This is a genomic window from Pantoea sp. GW821-FHT03E06, assembly GCF_059420725.1.
Genome location: NZ_JBWKUG010000002.1, coordinates 299,829 through 320,292, shown reverse-complemented (window position 1 = coordinate 320,292; position 20,464 = coordinate 299,829). Strand labels below are relative to the sequence as shown.

Here is a 20,464-nt window from a genome sequence, read left to right as displayed (position 1 = left end):
GCTAATTTAATTAACGTTAAAAGAAATGATGGCACGATATATTTCCTCACCATGAAATAAAATCCCAGATAATAACCTTATCCGTAAGAAATTTCTTGATTGGTAAAATCGACTAATAGGTTTGCTCGATCATGATTCCTGATTTCAATAGGTAAAATCTATCGTTTGAAACTTATTAATATTCACAATCATTTAGCTATTTTATTTGCCTTGGATTTAAATTGTTCGAATAGAGGTTCATTTAATGTTTTCGCTTAATAGGTAACAAAAGTATGAGCTCTAACTTTTTTCTCTATTCTGATCTTGAGTTTGACCCGCTCTACAGTGAAATAGATTTCGCTATATCACGGCTGGATTCCAATAACGATCCATTAGAGGAGATTTCTTCAGATATTATTTCATGGTCTCTTATCAATGATCAGTGCGAGAAATTACTTGAAAAGGGATTTAACTGGCGGGTTCTACTCTGGCAACTTCGTGCAAAATTAATGCTGCAGGGAATTTCTGCGTTGTGGATAACGCTACAGATTTTAGAACAAGCGTTAGAACAATTGCCTGCCGATAGTGAGGTTAGAAGAGATGCCGCAACCGGGCTAATTTGGCTCGCGGGAAATCAATGTCTTACGTTATTTAAAAATGCTCAGCTGACACCTGGAATGACCTTGAGCCTCGAACGTTGCCAGGTTCGAGAGTCAAATGAGGATCGATCTTCCTTACCCTACCCGGAAATTATTTCTGCTGTTGAGACGGCCGACCGGTGGTACAGGGAACAGCATATTCCAGCACTGCATAGTCAGTTGATTGATTGTCAGCGAATGCTGAATTACATCAGTGAAAACGTCAATTTTTCGTCTGATGACTATCAGTTTAATGCCACAAATCTGAGCAGCTATTTACTCTCTGCGCAGAAAAACTTGTCTGGATTGTCGGCTAATCCAGCCTCTAACAGTGATGAAGAGCTTAATACACATGTAGAGCCTTACTTACCAGCATCAGAACAACAGATACCAGATATCCCGCAAAATAGGCGCGAGGTAATTATTATGCTCGATCATATCCTGACCTATTTTGAACAGTATGAACCCAGTCATCCCGCGCCCGTTTTTATTCGACGTTCAAAGAAAATGATTGGCATGGATTTCATGGCGATTGTCGAAGAAATGCTACCCGATGCGCTTAGTACGTTACAGCAATTTGCAGGAAAGTCTTAACCTCTTACTCAGGAGAATCTCATGGCCAAAGATTCAAGCTCGCAAAAGTTTATTGGGAAGAATAATGCTCCGCGCGTACAGATTGAATATGACGTTGAGCTATATGGTTCACATAAGAAAATTGAATTACCTTTTGTGACAGGCGTGATGTCCGATCTTTCTGGCGATCGAAAAAAAGCGTTGCTTCCCGTGGAAGAACGAAAATTTTTAACCTTCGATCAGGATAACTTTAATGACCGGATGCGGGCAATCCGCCCTCACCTGCAATACTACGTCAAAAATACGCTGACTGACGGTAACGAACTCCTTGATGTGGATCTGGAATTTGAGTCAATGGATGACTTTTCCCCAGCGCAAATCGCCCGACGCATTCCACAAATGGCCGCACTGCTGGAAGCACGTGAACATTTGACGCAGCTCATCACCTATATGGATGGAAAAAGTAGCGCTGAAGAAGTGGTCAAAAATCTACTTGAACAACCTGATTTTCTGCAGCGACTGGTCAATGACGCAAAACAAGCCGTGCAGTCTTTCAATGAAGATAGCGCATCAGAGAATAAGGAGGTTTGAGCATGCCACTGACGCAACAACACACGAATGCCCACACGACGGAATATGCTAATCAACCCATGCTGGGCGAAAATGACGAATTAGGTCGGTTGCTCAAAAAAGGGTTTCGTCCCATGACGCAGGAAGCGTCGAGCGCGGTTCGCCAGGCGATTGGCACACTGGCAAGTCAAATCAATAGTAGCCAGGTGAAAGTGAATCAGGATGTATTATTTACTATCCAATCGTTGATTACGGAAATAGATGAGAAATTATCTTCTCAACTCAATGCTGTTATTCACAACAAGAAATTTCAGGACCTGGAAGCTTCCTGGCGCGGCCTGAGCTATCTGGTTGATAATACTAACGTCAATGAAACGTTAAAAATCCGCGTCCTGAACATTACACAAAGCGAATTAATGAATAGCCTGCGGCGTTTCCGTGGAAGTGCGTGGGATCAAAGCCCCATATTCAAACAAATATATGAAACTGAATATGGCCAGTTTGGCGGTGAACCTTTTGGCTGTCTGATTGGCGATTACCAGTTCGATCACAGTCCAACGAGCGTCATGCTGTTGACTGAAATATCCCGGATATCCGCTGCTGCCCACTGCCCGTTTATTGCCTCCGCCTCACCTGCTCTACTGCAGATGAAGAGCTGGTCTGAGCTTGGCAATCCACGTGATATCGGCAAGATCTTTAGTACGCCCGAATATGCGTCCTGGCGCAGACTGCGGGAAAGTAATGATGCTCGCTATCTGGTAATGACGATGCCGCGCTTTATGGCTCGTCTCCCCTATGGCGCCAAAACTTCGCCGGTCGATGAGTTTGCCTTTGAAGAAGAGGTCAATCCGCTCAATGATAATGATTTTGTCTGGGCGAACTCAGCTTATGCCATGGGTGTTAATATTAACCGCGCATTCCATGAATATGGCTGGTGCTCACGTATTCGCGGCATTGAGTCCGGTGGTTCGGTTGAAGAATTGCCAGCCTATGCATTTCCTTCTGAGGAAGGCGGTTATGAAATAACCTGTCCAACCGAGGTCGCTATATCTGACAGACGAGAGCAAGAGTTGTCAGATGCAGGTTTTTTACCGCTGGTTTATCGCAAGCATTCTGACTTCGCCGCCTTTATTGGGTCGTGCACGCTGCACACACCCAAGCTCTATGAAGATCCTGATGCTACGGCTAATGCCCGTCTATCCGCACGCTTGCCTTATATTTTTGCCACCTGTCGTTTTGCGCATTATTTAAAATGCATTGTACGCGACAAAATTGGTTCATTCCGCTCTCGTAATGATATGCAGGTTTGGTTAAATGACTGGCTAATGAACTATGTCGACGGCGATCCTTCGGTATCAACGGAGGCTACCAAAGCACGACGTCCATTAGCTGCCGCCGAAGTGAATGTTGAAGAGGTGGCTGATGATCCCGGTTATTACCGCGCCCATTTTTATTTACGCCCTCACTATCAGCTAGAGGGAATGACAGTTTCACTTCGCTTAGTTTCTAAACTTCCATCCGCAAAAAAAGGTGGAGAATAAACAGCGCCACGATTTTGCACTGCAATTGACCTTTGTAAATATGGCGTTTAAAACACCCTGCGACAGTAGTCGCATCCTCACTCAAGGAGTATGAAATATGGCGGCATTAGTTGACTATTTCTTAAAAATCGATGGAGTAGATGGAGAATCCCCTGACCAGAATTATCCGGGATGGATTCAGTTAGATGCGTGGCAGTGGGCAGAGGAAAATGCGGGGCATTTCTCAGCAGGTAGCGGTGGCGGATCGGGAAAAGTCGAAATGAAAGATTTCGAATTTCGTATGCGCACCAATAAAGCCTCGCCGAAATTATTTTTAATGTGCGCAATGGGTGAGCATATTACCCAGGCTACGCTGGTGTGCCGCAAATCAGGACAAGGTCAAAAAGACTTCCTGACCATTACCTTCAGCAACTGCTTAGTGTCTCGTTTCCAAACGGTGGGTAATATGCCGCTGAATAATATGGGGATCGAAGCCTCTGAAACGGTGCTGCCTACGGATGTCATCAAATTGAACTTTGCCCGTATTGAAGTTGAATATCGAGAGCAAAATAATGATGGCTCAATGGGTGCGGCAATTAAAACAGGCTACGATCTGAAAAGAAACGCCAGAGTGTAATCATATCGCTTAATAATATAATGGCTACTCAGTAGCTACGGGTAGCTATTTCCTTAACGAGCATCATATGAAAGTTTCACAACCCTTTTTATTTGATAAGTTAAGTAGTAAAACGAGCCGTTCTTTCTGGCGAGGCGCATTAGTTCGCGATGTAGAGTTATTGCTAAATGATGCGGCACGCAGTGGACAATTACATTTAGATAACTATCCATGGTGTAAAAATTCAGTTTTAAACTTTGGCTTACCCTCGTTAAGCCGACAGTTACCGGTCAATGCTGATGCATTAACCATTGCGCATCACATTCATTCAATTATTGTGCTGTTTGAACCGCGCATCGACCCGCGCTCTATTAAAGTGACGCCGGTGGTAGAAAAAAGGCAGGCATTAGTTTTAGCACTGTTATTTGATATTAACGGCTGGAGCGTTATTCCCGAACTTCAGGCGCCCATTAGTTTACGCATCGCGCTGGATTATTCCTGTGGCGCAGTCAGCATAATTTAATAGAGATATTGCCATGACACCCGATTTTCTCACGCTCTATAACGAAGAATTACGCTATCTCCGTGAAGCGGGTGATGCTTTTGCAAAACAACATCCGCAAGTTGCCAGCCAATTGGGTATACATCGTAATGGCGTACAGGATCCCTTCGTAGAACGATTACTGGAAGGCACTGCTTTTCTTGCGAGTCGGGTTCATGAGCGCCTCAATAACGAGCAGGCAGAATTCGCGTTAAATATGCTGACTCATTTAGCACCGAACTGGCAAACGCCGGTGCCATCGATGATGACGGTGGCGCTACAACCCGATCTCACACACCCGCAGTGGAGCGCCAGAACCTGTTTACCGAAGGGCAGCAGAGTCATGCTGAATGATCCTTCACTCAAAGAGCGCCCTGCTGTTTTCGTTACCGGCAATGACGTACATGTTCAACCGGTTGAAATCGAGCGAGCTGAACTCAAGGTGCATCCACCACTTGAACTGCCGGAAAACGTACGCCAGCAATTTCAGGATTCGCAGAGCTATTTGCACCTCACCATAAGCACGCGCGGGATTACCCCGCTGTGCGAGCTGAGTTTTTCGCCGCTTCGTCTAACGATGAGCTGTGAAATTGTTCTGCTCAACCAACTTCTAACGTTATTACTGACCAACACGCTGCGTATAGTACTGCACGCCCACCAGCCGGAGGGGCCGATATACAATATTCTCGATGCTGACGCTATCTCTCTTGCCGGATTAACGCCGGAGGAGTCGTTATTACCGCAGGCGATTGGCGAATTACCGGGCTGTCGTCTGTTACGTGAATATTTTGCCGCGCCGGGACGTTTCTCTACGCTTTTGGTAACCGGTCTGCATGACTTTCTAGCACGCGGGACGCACAGCCATACGTTTGATCTCTTTTTCCTGTTTAACAAATCCAGCTTTGCACTGGCAGAGAGTATTCATGCCCGTCACTTTCATCTGTTTGCCACACCGGCCATAAACCTTTTTCCCCGAGTATGCAGCCCGGTGCTGATTAATCAGCAGCACACGGAATACCCGCTGATCGTCGATCGATTAAACGCCCGTCATTTTTGTATTCACAGCCTGACGGAGGTGAAAGCTATTTTGCAGGATGGCGAAAAACGCCCCTTTTCTGCACTGACCGGCGATGCGCATTACGAAACCGTCACTGACGCACCGGCACATTGGTCATTACGGCGTCGTAGCGATCCACGTACCACGCAAGCCAGTCACCATCGCCTGCCGCTTGAGCAACTCTTTTTGTCCTTTTCAACCGGCCCTGCTCAGCTTGAGCCCCAGGAGATAAAGGCTTTCGCCGTTGAAGCTTTGGTCTGCGAGCGACATTTGCGGCCTGAACATCTTCAACGTCCCCACGTTGAACTTGAGCGGTCAATGCCGATTAAAGGCGTCATTCTCACCCGGCATCCCAGCGCGCCGCAGGCTCCGCCGGCAAAAATTAAAAGTTGGCATGCGCTACAGATGCTCAATGTAAACCCTTTGCATTATGCCGAGAGTGAAGTTGAAAACTGCGCCGACTTGCTTCGTGAATGGCTGAGCCTGTTTGTGAATGAGCAAAATGCCGCGCAGACAAAACAGCTTTCCAGCATTCGCCGGGCGACCATTACCCATCATTTCGAACGCTGGCAGGGAGCGGGTCCGCTGAGCTGGACGCGCGGCACCCGACTTTCCCTCGACATCGCACCTCAGGATCATGCCGATCAGGGCGCCTTTATGTTTGCCTACATGGTTTTTCATGCCCTGACAGATTATTGCGAGCTCAATCAGCGGCTCAGCTTCACTCTCACGTTGGATGGCGAACGCTTTATGGAACAGGGGGCATCGGGTGGCTGATTTAACGTATTTGAGCAGCATGGATTACTTTGCGCTGCTACGTGAGATTGAGCGCCGCAATACCGCTGCTTCCCGGCTCGGTACGCTAAACGACAATAGCGATCGGCAGCTCAGAATTTTGCAAAAGGCAGACCTGGCATTTGCCTCGCGCGAAGTGGCGCATGTACTGCCAGCCGGTGAGCGTATCACCATTACGTTACGCCATTTTGGCCTGCTGGCGCCCTACGGTCCGATGCCTCTCAGCGTGACTGAACATACCCGTGCCGAAAAGCTGAATCATTCCAGCGATGCGTTTGGTGACTTTCTCTCACTGCTCAGCCAACGCCAGGCCATTTTCTGGTATCGCAGCTGGAGCCAATTGCAACCGATGGTGAGTCACGATCGCCCGGGTGAGGACAACCGTTTCCTGGCTCGCCTTGGTCAGATAGCCGGGATTCCTCCCGTGCGCGGTTATCCGCTGCTGCAAACGCAACTGCGGCAGGTCTGGCCTGCTGCCTGGCTGGCGGGCCGCGCTTCTTTACGCGATTTACAGCGGATGCTGAGTCATTTTTTTTCCATTCCCTGCCGCCTGGATACCACGAAGGGAGAGTGGATAAAACCGCAGGAAAAGCGTGCGCAGCACAAGATGGGACATCTTGGTGCCACGCGCCTGGGCAGCCGTATTTTTGACGCACAACATAGTCTGCACATCGAGATCGGCCCGCTCGGATTTCCGGATTATCAATCCTGGCAGCGCGGAGAGAAGAAATTGCAACTGCTGGCGTCGGTCTGTCAGACCTTTGTTCGCCATCAGATGCAGTTAACTATTGATTTATTGCTACTTTCCTCTCCTGAGCTGGCCCAGGCATTTCCCACAAAACTGGGAAGTAACAGTTGGCTTAAGCCGCGTCACGGCGTGGTCTCGCAACGCGTCTGGCAATCCCCAACCTGACAGATGGAATCGATCGCGTTAGCGGCAGAAAGAAGGCGCTGCGTCAGATTGAGGATGGTGCGCTTTTCTCAGCGTTGAATGACATTCACTCATAGGGAACTAAACATGCCTTTAATTCAATTAGTCAGTGAGGAATTGCCTGCACATCGCGCTTTTCCCTTAAGTTTTCAGACGCAGGAAGAGCTATCACGCACTCCGCTTTTCCAACTGGAGATCGCCTCTGCAGAGCCCGATCTGGACTATAGCGAGCTGTTAAGTAAACAGCTCACGGTATTAATTGAGCAAAAACAGGATCTTCCTCGCCCCTTCCATCTCTATATCGTTGGCGGGGAAGATGCCGGGCAACAGGGAACGAAATCGGTCTATCGTCTGACGCTGAGCTGTTGGCTGTGGTTTTTACAGCAGAACCGCAACTGTAAAATCTTTCAGAACAAAAATGTGCCGACCATCATTGAGGAGGTATTTGCGCGCTACGGCGTAGCTCGTTACCGCCTCGATCTCAGTGAAAGCTACCCAGGTCGCGAATACTGCGTTCAATTCGCCGAAAGCGATTTCAATTTCATCAGCCGGTTAATGGAAGATGAAGGCATCATCTGGTTTTTCGCGCAGGAAGATGAGCAGCACACGCTGGTGATTACCGATAATCAGACCTTCCAGCCGCTGTCGCTCACCTACGATCAACTGCTTTATAGCCCAGATGGTGAAGAGCAACGTGCCATCCGCGAAGGGATACAACGTATTCAGCGGGCGCGCCAGGTGCACTCAAGCGACGTGGTATTGCGCGATTATGATTATCTTAACCCGCGTAATAACCTGCAATCCCACGCGACAAACAGTAGCGAAAGCCTGCCTGATACGCCGCTTGAGTGGTACGACTATGCCAGCGGCTACAGCGACCGAACGCGCGGAGAAACTATCGCGCGCCTGCGTTTGCAGCAGTTCAGCGCTCAAGGGCAAATGCTCAGTGGCGAAAGCAATGCTACCGGCTTGAAAGTCGGTCATGCTTTTAGTCTCAGCTTGCATCCCGATCAAAACCGCAACCGCAGATTCAAACTCATCAGCTGCGCCTACCGCTATATCCAGGATGGTCCAGATAGCAGCGCGCAGGGACGTAACGTTACCTGTCGTTTTACCGCTATTAACGATGATGTGACCTGGCGTCCGGCCCGCATTACGCCCAAACCGCAGCTTCCCGGTATCCAAAGTGCCACCGTAGTCGGCGCGCCAGAGAGCGAAGTGCATACCGACAGTTATGGGCGTATTCGCGTTCACTTTCATTGGGATCGCTATAAAACCAGCGAAGAAGATAGCTCATGCTGGATCCGTGTGGTGCAGGCCTGGGCGGGCAAAGGCTGGGGTGTGATTGCCATGCCGCGTGTTGGGCAGGAAGTGCTGGTGAGTTATATCGATGGCGATCTCGATCGCCCGCTGGTTAGCGGCATCGTTTATAACGGCGACAACCCGCCGCCGTATCGCTTGCCAGAACAGATTAACTACACCGGGCTGGTGTCGCGCTCGCTTAAACAGGGTCAGCCCCAGCATGCCAGCCAGATCACCTTTGACGATAAACGCGGCAATGAACGCCTGATGCTGCACGCCGAGCGGGATATGCAGACATCTTCGGGACGAAATGACATCCGTGATGTGGGAAATGATGCCTATGAACGCATCAATCGCACCAAAATTGAAGATTACCAGGATCACATCGTTAACCGCGATAACTACTTCAGCACCACTAAAACCCAGGTAATGGAAACAGATACCAGCTTCACCAGCACTAAAACCAGCGTCACCTCTACAGAAGATGAAACCGCGACCAAAGGAACCAGCACGACCTTTACCGCGAAGAGCAGTTCCGTCACCGGGATCAGTCATTCAACTACCGGAATCTCGACCTCACGAACCGGTATCTCCACCAGCATGGTGGGTATCAGCACCGGCATGACAGGAATAAGCACCAGCATGACGGGGGTGAGCACCAGCATGACCGGCGTCAGCACGGGTATGACCGGCGTCAGTACCAGCTTTACCGGGATCGGTACCAGTTTCACTGGCGTCAGTACCGGTTTTACGGGCGTGGATACCAGCTTCACCGGGGTTGCCACCTCAACCACCGGCGTATCGACTTCGACAACGGGGGTCTCCACCTCAATGGTCGGATCCAGTAACAGCACAACCGGATTATCAATCAGCAATACCAGCGCAGCCTATTCGCAAGTGGGTGTTGACCTTAAAACCGCCGGCATGCAGAGCAAAAACTAAGGAAGCCAGATGCGCATTATCAAACCTCAACAACTTGCGGTGATTAAAAGTGGCTATCAACTTGGTCGCCAGAGTTATTTGGGTTTCAGTGTGGTGGCCGGATGTTGGCTACAGCGCAAGCCACAGTTCACGACTGAATCCCAAATCTGGCAGGCCTGGCAGCAGGCGCCACATCAGTTCCCATATCTGGATGATGCAACACCCAAACCTTTTGCCGAATTTCTGCTGGCGGGGCACGTTCATCGCCCTCACCCAGTGCAAACGGCTGAGGCTGCAGTAACGCTTAATCAGATAACCCGACGCTGGCACCTGAAAGCGGCAAGGGACGATAACGGTGAGTTCGTTGCCTTCAATAAAATGCCATTAAATCACTCCGTGGCCGCAAATACGTCTGCGAATCCCTGGGGAAGCCGTCAGCCCACGTTGTTCATGGCAGATCATGATGAAGATTTAATGGTCGCACCGGGTCCGATACCCGCTGATTTCCCGCTGAGAAATCGCTGGATCAAGGCGATTCACACCGCCATGCAGGATGAGGATTACCGCGAAAATATTTTCCCCGGCATGCCAGCCTCCTTTGACACGCGCTACTACCAGCTCGCGTCCGCTGCGCAGCAACTCGCCACGCCAGCCTGGCCAGCGCAGGCTACTGGTGTACTTCATGGCTTCAGTGACGAAGATAGCCACCTGAGCTTTACCCTGCCAAATGTCGAGGCGCGCGCGTGGATACAGCGTGACAAGTCGCAACCGGCTGCAGTAGATATGCCGTTGAAAACGATATGGTTACTGCCCGATCAAAACGTCATCCTTTTGGTATTCACCGGTTCGGTTGCGGTGCCCCATATGCTGGATAACAGCATTACTGCGCTTCTGGTCGGCCTTGAGGATCGTGCGGCTTTACGTCCCGATGCCCATTTTTTACAGGTGATGGAACGTCGTTGTGCCGCCAGCGCATCACCTTTCGAATTTATGTATGACCCTGATCTCATGCCAGAAAAGGGTGCCTTAGACGCCTTCGTTCCCGATGATGAAAAGCACGGCCATGCCTTTCCTTGTGATCCTGCTGTAACCCAGCAGCACTATGTTCAGCTGCGGGCGCTTATCGACAGCGAAAAAACCACGGCGCCTGAGCCGGCGATTTTCGACGTGAAGAAACTCGCAACGCTGTTCCCGCCGGAACCGCTAGTCGATCTTGACGCTGCAGATATCGTGACGGGTAAGCGCCTAAGCCAGCCAGTGATTGGCAATCTTACGGGGCGAACTTTCAGTAACTGTCAGTTCGTCAACTGCCGGTTTTCCGCAGGGACGTGGCAGCACATGCAGTTTGAAAACTGCACGTTTGAGTCCTGTCGCTGGCAAAACCTGACTATTCACGACAGTCGCTTCTCGCAGTGCCACTTTTATGATTGCCAGCAGAAAAACCTGCAGCTGACGCACGTTTCGGGCCACAACCTGCGGTTCAAAGCCTGTCAGCTGGACCATTGGCATTCACATAAAGGTAAGTGGGAGGCGTTGACCTTTGACGATTGCCGCCTGTGCGATGCGCATTTTTCTCAGGACGCGCTGAGCGCCGTGACATTACATCAATCAGCACTGATACACAGCCGCTTTGAAGACGTGATCATTCAGCAGGCAATGTTGGTTAAATCTACGCTTGAACAGTTGCAAGCCACCCACCTGGTGATGGAAAAAAGCTCTGCGCTGGCGTCCTCTTTCGTCGGCAGCCATTTTTCACATTCCACCTTCAACAGTGTCACCTTTGGTCAGCGCTGTGATTTTTCATCGGCAATCCTCGATCGGTGCCAATGGAAAAAGGTGGGTCTGGCTCAATCAAATTTGCGTTTCACCCAGTTCACGGCCTGCGCCATTGAGGAGAGCTCCTTCGAACGCAGCCAGTTGAATGGCACCGAGTTTGTGCGCTGCGATTTAACCGGCGTTCAGCTGCAACAGGCGCAATTAAATGAGAGCCAGTGGCAGATGAGCAGCCTGCAGCAAGCGTGCCTGTACGGCGCAACACTCAATGGCACAACCTTTCATCACTGTAATCTGAGCGGTGCTAATCTTGCGCGCGTTGAACGTGATGCTCAGACCGCATTTGCAGCGTGCTTGTTGCAGGATGTCTGCTGGTTGCCGCGCCGCGATACCTGTCAAAGAGAGGTGGCATGATGAGCAAAATTCATCCAGCTGCCGCACTCACCGCCGCGATACCCATGCCACGAAAGGTCTTCCGAGACACGGCATTTACCGAAAGTGCCGCGCTGCAAAACCTACAGGACTGCGAGTTTATCAATTGCCATTTCGGCTCAATCACGTTGCAGCAGGCGAACTGGTCAGGATTGAAATTTGAACGCTGCCGGTTTCAGTCGGTGAATTTTGCGGGCTGTGAACTCAACGATTGTCATTTTACTCAATGTGAACTGGTGGATTGCCATTGGCATGCAGGCCGTTGCCAACGCTGCACCAGCCAGCAGTCGGTATGGCGGCAATGCGAGTTTCATTATCTTCACAGTAAGGCAATGACATTCCAGGGAGGACAGTGGCAGTCAATTATCCTCAACACCTGCCTAAGCGAGCACTGGAATCTCATCCAGATTCCCATCACGCAGTTGCAATTACTGCATGGCAGCGCGCATGACTGGAATATATGCCAGTGTGAATTTCAAAATGGTTGCTGGCAAGATATTGAAATACAAAGACAAGTAGCCAGCGAATGCCAGTTCAAACATGTTGTGCTGGGCCATCGACATGGCCCCGGCCAGACGTGGTATCAGTGCCAGTGGCTGCAGTGCCAACTTAATGAGCTGACATTAGTAGGCGGAAGTTTTCACCGTAACCAATTTGATGCATGCAATTTCGCTACCTCCCATTTTCGTCACACGGTACTTGTGGAATCCCAGTTCAGCCAGTGCTGCCTGGCGGGTTTTTACGCCGAGGCGATTCAGGGTGAAAAACTACAGCTTAGCGACTGCTCCCTGGACGCCAGCCGCTGGTCTCACTGCGGGTTGCAGCAGTCTGAATTTCATCACTGCGTGGGTGAAAGTAGCGATTTCTCCTACAGCGATTTGCGCGCGGCTCAACTCAGCGGTTTACCCGACAATACCCTGTTCACTGATGCTCGCCGGTTTGGTGCAACGCCCGCTGCGAGCATGGAGAACGAGCCTGCGCTGAAGGCCATCGCCGATTGGCATCAAACATGTCGTCCGGGACCCGATCACCTGCACACCTCATTAGCCATCAAAGGAACCAGCAAATATGTCTAATCTCTTGCAACTCACCCCGGTCAGTTGTGCTCTGCCGCAGGGCGAAACCCGGCTAGTCACACTGGCTGCCACGCCTGATGGGCACTTATACATTGCTGAAGAGCCCACCGTTAGCCTGCATATTGCGGTGAGCTGCCTGGTACAGCCAGCAGCAGGCGATCGGGTTCGCGTCATTGCTGATGGGAATGCGTATTGGGTACTGGATCTGTTGTTGTGCGCTGATCCGGGGCGCGCATTGGCGATCCAGACCGCTCACGATTCCCTGCATATCGATGCCTCAACGTTAACGCTGCGTGCTCAACAGACAATGACGCTGGAAGCGCCGGCGCTGTCGCTCATCAGCCGTACGGGTAACTGGATCGCCGAGCGGCTGAATCAGATTGCGGAAAAAGTGCAGGTTCGCTGTAAATCCTCCGAACGTCTGGTCAGCGAGATCGAGTCGATCGAAGCCGGCCATATCAGCCACACCGCCAAAACCAGCTATCGCATTGACGGCGAGCTGACATCGTTAAATGGCAGAACGGTGTTGAAAATCGATGGCGGACAGGTGCATGTGGGGTGAGATATGACAGCAGCAAATAATAATCTGGGTGGAATGAGTTTTGTCGGAGCCGATCCCATGATCCCTTCTCCCGGCCCAAATACCGCGCCAAACATGATGGGCATTCCCAATGTGCCTAACTACTTTTGCTGCGGCAGTAATGAGCAAAACATGGCGACGATCCGCACGACTACCATCGACGCAGGCAACGAGGTAGGTGTGGTTTCCGGAACCCACTCGGCGCAAATGCTACCGATACAGGGATCGTCGAAGTACTTTATTCAGGGCATGCCCGCGACGCGATTAGGCGATATGAGCATGACCAACAATAACAACATGGTGACGACACAGACCGTGCCGAGCCAGATGAAGTATTTCATCAACGTTTAACGCCTCAGGAGCAGGGATGCATTTACCAGGATGTCTCGTCATCGGAGCGCTGCTGCTTTCAGGTTGTAGCCTGTTTGCCGCAGATTCCGCATCGGATCATGCCGTGCCGCAACCACCCGCGCTTTCTCTTACGGCTGCGTTGAACAGCAACCTGTCGCCAGGCGGCATCGCACAACCCACCAGAGTATGCGTCTGGCAACGCGCGCAGCCTGGTTTCATACCCGATGGCGTATTTAGTGGCGCAACTTGCCAGCTGCAATCGGACGCTAACGCGCCTTTGTTTAACGACATTATCGCGCCGGGCATGCAGCGCAGCCTGCATTTGCCTGACACGGTGACCACACCGTTTTGGTTGGTGATTGGTGCTGAGTTTCAACAATACGGCTCGTCACAGAGCCTGATTGAAATTCGCGTGGCTAATGCTGATACCGAAAAAATTATTGTTTCAATTAACGATCAGACACTTGCGTCCAAAATTTACAACAAGGATTAACCTCATGTTTCCTACCAGTCGTACCGCATGGATTGAAGGCATGCTGATGGAACCACAGCATTTTCAGCAGCAGGAGCGTTTTTTTGAACACCATATTGATGGTCGTCTCAGAGCCGTTCAGCGCTGGAATTGGGGCTTCAGCCAGATTGAAATCAATCGTTCTTTATTGGATCAAGGCAAGATCGCCCTCACTCAGGCGAAAGGTATTTTTCCCGATGGAACGCCCTTCAGCTTGCCTGGCGATGGCCCACTGCCGCTGCCCTTAGCATTAGAGGAGGCGATGGAGGGCCAGCAAGTTTGCCTCACGCTCACCCTCGATCTTCCGGATACCGAACTTGCCAGCGTGGCAAACGCACGCCAGGGCAGCCGACTGGCATTGGAAGATGCACAAATCAAGAATCGCTATGCGGGTATTTCCTCGCCCGGGAATCCGGACATGGTCACGCTGCAAATTGCACGTCTTAACTGTCGCCTGCAGCTCAAAAATAGCGTTACCGGCGCTGAAACTGCGCTGCCGTTGCTGACAATCCGTGAACGTAGTGCCAACGGTGCGCTGGTTATCGACAGCACGATGCTACCGCCTTTGTTGGACTATCGCGCCTGTGGCTGGCTCAAAGATGCCCTTAACGAATTGATGAGTTTGATTCGCTTACGGCTGGAGAGTGTGTTCCGTAATGATGTTCACTCGGCCGTCGGTGGACTTTCCGAGCTGCTTGAGCTGCTGCTGCTGCAAACGCTCAGCCACGCGCATCTGCATTTAGCGCATCTTAGCCAACAATATCCGGTCCATCCTGAGCAACTTTATCAGCAGCTACTTACTCTGCTTGGTCAGCTCAGCATCATTCCAGATGGGGAACGATTATGGGAACGGCAGGATTTGCAATATCAGCATGATGAGCCGCATATGGGGTTTTTCCCACTGTTTACCGCCATCCGCCGCGCGCTCTCGTTGGTTATCGAAGCTCCTGCGGTCGCGCTGCTGTTCAAACAACGCGAAGATGGCATCTGGATTTGCCCTACTGACGCGCAGCTCAGGCTGGAGAAAATTGTATTTGCCATCAGCTGCGATCTACCAGCCGACCAGCTGCGACTGGCGTTTCCGGCGCAGACTAAAATGGGCGCAGTGGAAAGAATCAGTCATCTCATCGATCTGCAGCTACCGGGCGCTCGTTTGCTGCCTATGGTTTCCGCCCCGCGTCACATCCCCTGGTATCCCAACAGCGTTTACTTCGAAGTTGATAACAATGACTCGCTTTGTCGTGAGATGTACAACGCCTCGGCGATGGCCGTCAGTATTGTCGGCGACTTCCCGGGGTTGAGATTTGATGTCTGGGGGCTGCGACAAGGGAGGATCGCATGAACGACTTCGAACGCAAAATACGTGAGGCGCTTAACCTGCAGCGTGAAAACGATGACGCGCGTCAGCAGAACAACGCGCTAAATCTGTCGCACCAGGCTTCCCTGCTGGCTACCACTTCGCTGGTGGGTGCCACGATGGCGGGTCTGAAAAAAACCGAAAGCAGCGGCAATGCGCATGCCCATACGCCAACGCACGCGCTTGCTGCAGAGCCCTCCCAGGGGAGCGCCAACGCCGATATCACCTCGCCGTTTCAAACGGAGAGTACGCTGCTAGCCGCGCGCAACACCTTATCGCGTCCTGGGCAAACTTACAGCGAATGGGCAAATCCGCTGATTAAAGCTGCCTTTCCGCTCATTCTGATGGTCGAGCAGTATAAAAAAAGCGGACAACGTCACGATGACATTCAACGCGCGCAGTGGGTACGTGAAGCCCAATATTTTCAACAGGTTTTACTCCAGCAAGGCTATACCAGTGAGATCATTAATCATCTTACTTACCTCCTCTTCACCTGGATTGATGAAACGCTAAACCGCAATAACACCAGCGCGCCGCTGTCGCTGCTGGTGGAGTATTACCAGGATGCATGGGGCGGCGAGAAATGTTTCGATCACCTCAATCAGTACTGGCAATCTCCGCAGACGCATCAGGATGTTCTGCAATTCTATGACCTGATTTTGTCGCTGGGCTTTTATGGTAAATACGCCATGATTGAGCGGGGTCCGCTGCTGTTGGCCGATCTGCGCCACCAGCTGGACGTACTGCTCTACTTAAACCATCCAACCCAAACGCTAGCGGATGCACAGTCCCACCGCGTGGTGCCGAAAAAGCGCGTGATTACGCCCCTGCGCCTGCTGATGTTCGGTGTGCTGGCGCTGAGCGCTATTTACGCTTACGCCAGCTGGCGACTGCATGACGATGCCCGCACATTACGTAATGCAATCCTTGCCTGGACGCCACCAGAACCGCGGCGGATTAACATCATGTCGACCTTGCCGCAGCCGCTGCCAGAAATTCTGCAGGAGGGCTGGCTTGAAGTGAGAAAAGATCCTCAGGGATGGCTGTTAATTTTTACTTCAGATGGTGCGTTCGCAACCGGAAAAGCAACCTTGCTGCCCGACTTCGTGAATAAGCGCAACATCGAGCGCCTGGGAGCGGCTCTTGCGCCATGGCCGGGCGATCTGGAAGTGATTGGCCATACCGATAGCGAACCGTTCCGCAAAAATCCGACGCAGTCCAACTTGATCCTGTCAAAAGAGCGCGCGGATACGGTGGCCAACAAGCTCCGTTCTGTCATGCAAACCAACAGTAAATATCAACGCAACATTGATGCCACGGGCAAAGGTGATACCGATCCGCTAGCGGAAAACACCACGGAAGCAGGACGTAAGCGCAACCGACGCGTTGATATTTTGTGGAAGATTGGCCAGCGCCAGGATGAAGCGACACAGCAAGCCGTTGAGGACGTTCGCGCGGCAGCCAGGAATCCGTAACTAAGGACAGTTCATGTTTCGTCATCTTTTTATACTTATATTTGCTCTTGTGGTCAGCGCAGTGATCTGGTGGATTGGTCCGCTGATTGCGATTGGTCGTTGGTTTCCCCTTGCAAGCCAGTGGCCTCGCGCCATCTTAGTCGGCCTGCTGCTGTTCTGGGCCGTGTGGCCGTGGATCGCGCGCGTCTTCAGCTGGATGTCTGGCAAACTCTTCACGCCGTTTGCCCGCCGGGCGCCCGTTTCTGCGGTGAGCAATCACCGCTTCTATGATGCAGTATCAACCCTGCGCTACGTCGGATTAAGTGAACAGCGGACATACTGGCGGCGCATGTGTTATCGGCTTTATCAGCCCTGGCTGCGCGATCGCCCGTGGTTTTTGGTCATGGGGCCGCAGGACAGCGGTAAGACTTCACTGCTGAGTGAAAGCCAACAAACGTTCCTGTTGGCCGAACAGTATGGATTACATGCGACAACCGGCACCGGGCCAACGCAAGAGTGCAACTGGTGGTTGACACGTGACGCCATCTGGATAGATACCCCCGGCAGCTGGGCACAGAGTGAAGACAGCGTCAGAGCCGATAAAGCCCGCACCTCATTACTTCGCCTGCTGCGACGCAAGCGCGGGTTTCCACCGATCGATGGCATCTTCCTCTGTCTGGATGCGCACTGGCTGCTTCAGGCTTCCTTATCCGAGCATAAAGCGCTGGCGGACACCCTGCGTGCTCGCCTGCTCGGCTGCGCCAATGATGCGCGCTGCGATCTTCCGGTTTATCTGATGCTTTCACACCTCGATCAACTGCCCGGAGGTGCCTCTTTGCTCGCCATGATGAGCGACAATTTACGCAGGCAGGGTATTGGATTCAGTATTGAGGCGGGCCAAAAACATGCCGAGCAGGCATTTGCAGCACTACTGGTGCGCATTAGCCAGTACGTACTGGAACTGATCCACGACGTGAATTCAGAAACCGAGCGACACCAGCTTCTGCAACTCATAGAGAGCCTTGGCACGCTGAGCAGGCCGCTGTTCAGCTTGATCAATCAGATCTTTCCCTCCTCGCCGGTAGGCTACGAAGTTCAGCTACGCCACATCTGGTTGGGCAGCGCTCGCCAGATAGCGCTGGATCCGCTCAACGTCGCAACATCATGGGGATCATCATCCACTACACATCCCACCGCGGAACTGTGGCAATCGGGATTCGACCATGCCATTACCGAGCGCCATATTCTCACCTCGGGGGGCCAGCGTTCCGCTGCCGTAGCCATTCGGCGATTGGTCGGCTCTGTATTGGTACTACTTTTTCTGAGTGGTGCAGGTTGGGGGCTGTTGCGTTATTACCAATGGGAGAAGGATTATATCGGCTACGTGAATGCCACCTTCGATGAAACCCGCCGCTTAGTGCGCGAGGTCCCGGCGACGCAGCGTCCGGGTGAAAATCTGATCGCCGCCTATGAGCAGCTTGGCTATATGAACGCCCAGCTGGAAAGCGTCGATACCCTGCCCCTGAATCCTTATGTCGAACATCTGGCGCTCAACGATGCCGCGACCGCTACCTGGCATCGTCATTTGCTCAAAATCTTCTGGCCGGCGGTGCAAGCCTATATTATCGATGCGCTCCAGCAGGACGCCAATACCCATAAAGATGATGTCTACGGCACGCTAAAAGTTTATATGATGCTGGTTGATCCGGCACATCGCGATCCGGTTGCCTTAAATAATTGGTTTATGGCGCGCTGGGATCGGTTCGCGCCACCGGGATACGCCAGCAATAATAAAACCTTGTTTGGTTATCATCTGAAGGCGTTGTTCTCATTAGCGGCAACGCCGGCGCTAAAACCTGATGTAAATCTGGTGCGGCTGGCGCGTGTGAGAGCGGCGGAAATCCCGCAGCAGATGCGGGTGATTAACCGTTTGAGGGAGAGTTCCCATGCTCTGGCGATGCCAGATGTAACGCTGGCGAATGCGGCAGGCAGTGACGTCATGCTAACACTGAGACGTAAAAGCGACGCCACGGTTAACGATGTTGCGGTACCCGGCTTCTACACCCGATCCAGCTATCGCGATGTGGTGTTGCCGGAAGTAGAAAACATGTCCAAAGCGGTACTCGAGGAGGAATCCTGGGTGATGGCGGACAAGGACAGCGCCTCGAACCTTGAAATGGTCACCGCAACCCAACGTCTGATGGATGAAACGCGCAAACTCTATCTGCTGGAATATGCCAATCACTGGGCCGACTTTATTAAAGATATCCGCGCCAGACCGGTGCAAAGCATTGATGATGCGGCATCACTCGCGCGCCAGTTAGCGGACCCCTCTTCATCGTTAGCCAATTTAATCCGCTTCATTACCCGTGAAACCAGCCTTACCGGACGCGATGATGCCGGTGCAACCAGTTGGTTTGACCGACAGCGTTACAGCTTGCAGAAGCAAAAGCGGGACATTGTCGATGAGATCTCCGGCGATCGTTCACGCTTTAAACTCACGCCAGAACAGGCCGTTGAGGATCGTTTTCAGCCACTGCGGCGGCTGGGACTTGAGTTAGCGAAAAGCAACGTTGGCAATGACAGCCTCCAGCGCACTTTTAACGAGCTTTATAATCTGCTGGCGGCGGCATCGGTTCGTCTTAATAGCAGCGAGAGTAATGCCCAGTCGCCGGATGATGGCTTAAAGCGCGCCCGCATTGATGCCGCGCGTTATCCCGATCCGGTCAGGAGCGTCATGATGGATCTGATTGAACGCGGCCAAAGCCAGACCCTGGCGCAGATTCGGCAGAAACTCTCAAGCAATACGGCGTCACTGACCACCGGTGAATGTAAAAATATCATCGCAAATCGTTATCCGTTTTCCACCACGGCCAAAAACGAAATTGGCATTAACGATTTCTCTCGCCTGTTTGCAAAAGATGGCAGCTTACAGCACTTTTTCGACCAAAACCTCGCATCGCTGGTTGATGTTAACCAGCGACCATGGCGCGCAAAGGATCCAAGCTTAATTTCTGCAGGTACCGTTCGATCTTTTGAAAGTGCGGCGAAAATTCGTGAAAGCTGGCTTAACAGCAGCGGAAATATGGCGTTAACCTTTTTCCTCACGCCAATGACGCTCAGCAGCAACATCTCTGAAGCCGTACTGGATATTGATGGACAGGTTATCCGTTATAGCCACGGTCAAAGTCAACCGGAGCGGGTGGAATGGCCAGGCCCAAAAGGTGGCACCTATATTCGCCTCACTTTCAAAGCCAATGACGGCAGCTTGCAGACCGCGATGTTCGAAGGTCCCTGGGCCCTATTCCGACTTTATGATCGCGCGACGGTCAGCAACATGAGTAGTGATACGCGAGAGCTGTTGATGATGCTGAACGGTATGCCAGGAAGCTTCGCGTTTACTATCCGCTCAGCGCAACAAAACTTCCCATTATGGTCCCGCGCGTTGCGCAATTTTAAATGTCCTTAATCCCAATAATGACAAGGA

16 protein-coding genes are annotated in these 20,464 nt (G+C 51.7%); all 16 read left to right on the top strand.

Annotation, left to right across the window (positions count from 1 at the left end; all coding sequences use genetic code 11):
* The first annotated feature begins 272 nt into the window (after window positions 1-272).
* The gene (locus tag AC07WB_RS20985; RefSeq protein ID WP_494941238.1) at window positions 273-1,211 is read left to right on the top strand and encodes a type VI secretion system protein TssA; all 939 of its coding nucleotides are present in this window, start codon (window positions 273-275) and stop codon (window positions 1,209-1,211) included.
* 21 nt (window positions 1,212-1,232) lie between these two features.
* Window positions 1,233-1,781, top strand: coding sequence for a type VI secretion system contractile sheath small subunit (gene tssB, locus AC07WB_RS20980; RefSeq protein ID WP_494941237.1), 549 nt, complete (start codon window positions 1,233-1,235; stop codon window positions 1,779-1,781).
* A gap of 59 nt (window positions 1,782-1,840) precedes the next feature.
* Entirely contained in the window at window positions 1,841-3,301 is a 1,461-nt protein-coding gene (gene tssC, locus AC07WB_RS20975; RefSeq protein ID WP_494941448.1) for a type VI secretion system contractile sheath large subunit, read from the top strand.
* Between the two features lie 97 nt (window positions 3,302-3,398).
* A complete protein-coding gene (locus tag AC07WB_RS20970) occupies window positions 3,399-3,917 on the top strand; it encodes an Hcp family type VI secretion system effector (RefSeq protein ID WP_097097850.1) in 519 nt (172 codons plus the stop codon).
* 67 nt (window positions 3,918-3,984) lie between these two features.
* Window positions 3,985-4,419 (top strand): type VI secretion system baseplate subunit TssE, encoded by a 435-nt coding sequence (locus tag AC07WB_RS20965; RefSeq protein ID WP_097098332.1) that lies wholly within the window; start codon window positions 3,985-3,987, stop codon window positions 4,417-4,419.
* A gap of 13 nt (window positions 4,420-4,432) precedes the next feature.
* Window positions 4,433-6,271 carry a type VI secretion system baseplate subunit TssF gene (gene tssF, locus AC07WB_RS20960; RefSeq protein WP_494941236.1) on the top strand — a complete coding sequence of 613 codons (1,839 nt, stop codon included), beginning with the start codon at window positions 4,433-4,435 and terminating at the stop codon, window positions 6,269-6,271.
* The gene (gene tssG / locus AC07WB_RS20955; RefSeq protein WP_494941235.1) at window positions 6,264-7,202 is read left to right on the top strand and encodes a type VI secretion system baseplate subunit TssG; all 939 of its coding nucleotides are present in this window, start codon (window positions 6,264-6,266) and stop codon (window positions 7,200-7,202) included. Before tssF ends, tssG begins: the two co-directional genes overlap by 8 nt.
* A gap of 105 nt (window positions 7,203-7,307) precedes the next feature.
* Window positions 7,308-9,464 (top strand): type VI secretion system Vgr family protein, encoded by a 2,157-nt coding sequence (locus tag AC07WB_RS20950; protein WP_494941234.1) that lies wholly within the window; start codon window positions 7,308-7,310, stop codon window positions 9,462-9,464.
* Between the two features lie 9 nt (window positions 9,465-9,473).
* On the top strand, window positions 9,474-11,630 hold the full coding sequence (locus AC07WB_RS20945; RefSeq protein ID WP_494941233.1) for a DUF2169 family type VI secretion system accessory protein: 2,157 nt from the start codon (window positions 9,474-9,476) through the stop codon (window positions 11,628-11,630).
* Entirely contained in the window at window positions 11,627-12,724 is a 1,098-nt protein-coding gene (locus tag AC07WB_RS20940; RefSeq protein ID WP_494941232.1) for a pentapeptide repeat-containing protein, read from the top strand. Before AC07WB_RS20945 ends, AC07WB_RS20940 begins: the two co-directional genes overlap by 4 nt.
* Window positions 12,717-13,286, top strand: a complete 570-nt coding sequence (locus AC07WB_RS20935; protein WP_494941231.1) for a DUF3540 domain-containing protein — start codon at window positions 12,717-12,719, stop codon at window positions 13,284-13,286. The genes AC07WB_RS20940 and AC07WB_RS20935 overlap by 8 nt, the downstream gene beginning before the upstream one ends.
* 3 nt (window positions 13,287-13,289) lie before the next feature.
* Window positions 13,290-13,655 carry a PAAR-like domain-containing protein gene (locus AC07WB_RS20930; protein ID WP_097097842.1) on the top strand — a complete coding sequence of 122 codons (366 nt, stop codon included), beginning with the start codon at window positions 13,290-13,292 and terminating at the stop codon, window positions 13,653-13,655.
* A gap of 16 nt (window positions 13,656-13,671) precedes the next feature.
* Window positions 13,672-14,148 (top strand): hypothetical protein, encoded by a 477-nt coding sequence (locus AC07WB_RS20925; protein ID WP_494941230.1) that lies wholly within the window; start codon window positions 13,672-13,674, stop codon window positions 14,146-14,148.
* A 4-nt stretch (window positions 14,149-14,152) separates the two neighbouring features.
* Window positions 14,153-15,508, top strand: a complete 1,356-nt coding sequence (gene tssK / locus AC07WB_RS20920) for a type VI secretion system baseplate subunit TssK (protein ID WP_494941229.1) — start codon at window positions 14,153-14,155, stop codon at window positions 15,506-15,508.
* Window positions 15,505-16,998, top strand: a complete 1,494-nt coding sequence (gene icmH / locus AC07WB_RS20915; protein ID WP_400457813.1) for a type IVB secretion system protein IcmH/DotU — start codon at window positions 15,505-15,507, stop codon at window positions 16,996-16,998. The genes tssK and icmH overlap by 4 nt, the downstream gene beginning before the upstream one ends.
* 13 nt (window positions 16,999-17,011) lie before the next feature.
* On the top strand, window positions 17,012-20,446 hold the full coding sequence (gene tssM / locus AC07WB_RS20910) for a type VI secretion system membrane subunit TssM (protein ID WP_494941228.1): 3,435 nt from the start codon (window positions 17,012-17,014) through the stop codon (window positions 20,444-20,446).
* Window positions 20,447-20,464: the final 18 nt, after the last annotated feature.

Excerpts from the sequence above, each read along its gene's own strand:
- AC07WB_RS20945 (WP_494941233.1), top strand. The coding sequence starts at position 9,474 with ATGCGCATTATCAAACCTCAACAACTTGCGGTGATTAAAAGTGGCTAT.
- AC07WB_RS20940 (WP_494941232.1), top strand. The coding sequence starts at position 11,627 with ATGATGAGCAAAATTCATCCAGCTGCCGCACTCACCGCCGCGATACCC.
- AC07WB_RS20925 (WP_494941230.1), top strand. The coding sequence starts at position 13,672 with ATGCATTTACCAGGATGTCTCGTCATCGGAGCGCTGCTGCTTTCAGGT.
- AC07WB_RS20965 (WP_097098332.1), top strand. The coding sequence starts at position 3,985 with ATGAAAGTTTCACAACCCTTTTTATTTGATAAGTTAAGTAGTAAAACG.
- tssC (WP_494941448.1), top strand. The coding sequence starts at position 1,841 with ATGCTGGGCGAAAATGACGAATTAGGTCGGTTGCTCAAAAAAGGGTTT.
- AC07WB_RS20970 (WP_097097850.1), top strand. The coding sequence starts at position 3,399 with ATGGCGGCATTAGTTGACTATTTCTTAAAAATCGATGGAGTAGATGGA.
- AC07WB_RS20930 (WP_097097842.1), top strand. The coding sequence starts at position 13,290 with ATGACAGCAGCAAATAATAATCTGGGTGGAATGAGTTTTGTCGGAGCC.
- AC07WB_RS20935 (WP_494941231.1), top strand. The coding sequence starts at position 12,717 with ATGTCTAATCTCTTGCAACTCACCCCGGTCAGTTGTGCTCTGCCGCAG.
- AC07WB_RS20985 (WP_494941238.1), top strand. The coding sequence starts at position 273 with ATGAGCTCTAACTTTTTTCTCTATTCTGATCTTGAGTTTGACCCGCTC.
- tssK (WP_494941229.1), top strand. The coding sequence starts at position 14,153 with ATGTTTCCTACCAGTCGTACCGCATGGATTGAAGGCATGCTGATGGAA.
- AC07WB_RS20950 (WP_494941234.1), top strand. The coding sequence starts at position 7,308 with ATGCCTTTAATTCAATTAGTCAGTGAGGAATTGCCTGCACATCGCGCT.
- tssF (WP_494941236.1), top strand. The coding sequence starts at position 4,433 with ATGACACCCGATTTTCTCACGCTCTATAACGAAGAATTACGCTATCTC.
- icmH (WP_400457813.1), top strand. The coding sequence starts at position 15,505 with ATGAACGACTTCGAACGCAAAATACGTGAGGCGCTTAACCTGCAGCGT.
- tssB (WP_494941237.1), top strand. The coding sequence starts at position 1,233 with ATGGCCAAAGATTCAAGCTCGCAAAAGTTTATTGGGAAGAATAATGCT.
- tssM (WP_494941228.1), top strand. The coding sequence starts at position 17,012 with ATGTTTCGTCATCTTTTTATACTTATATTTGCTCTTGTGGTCAGCGCA.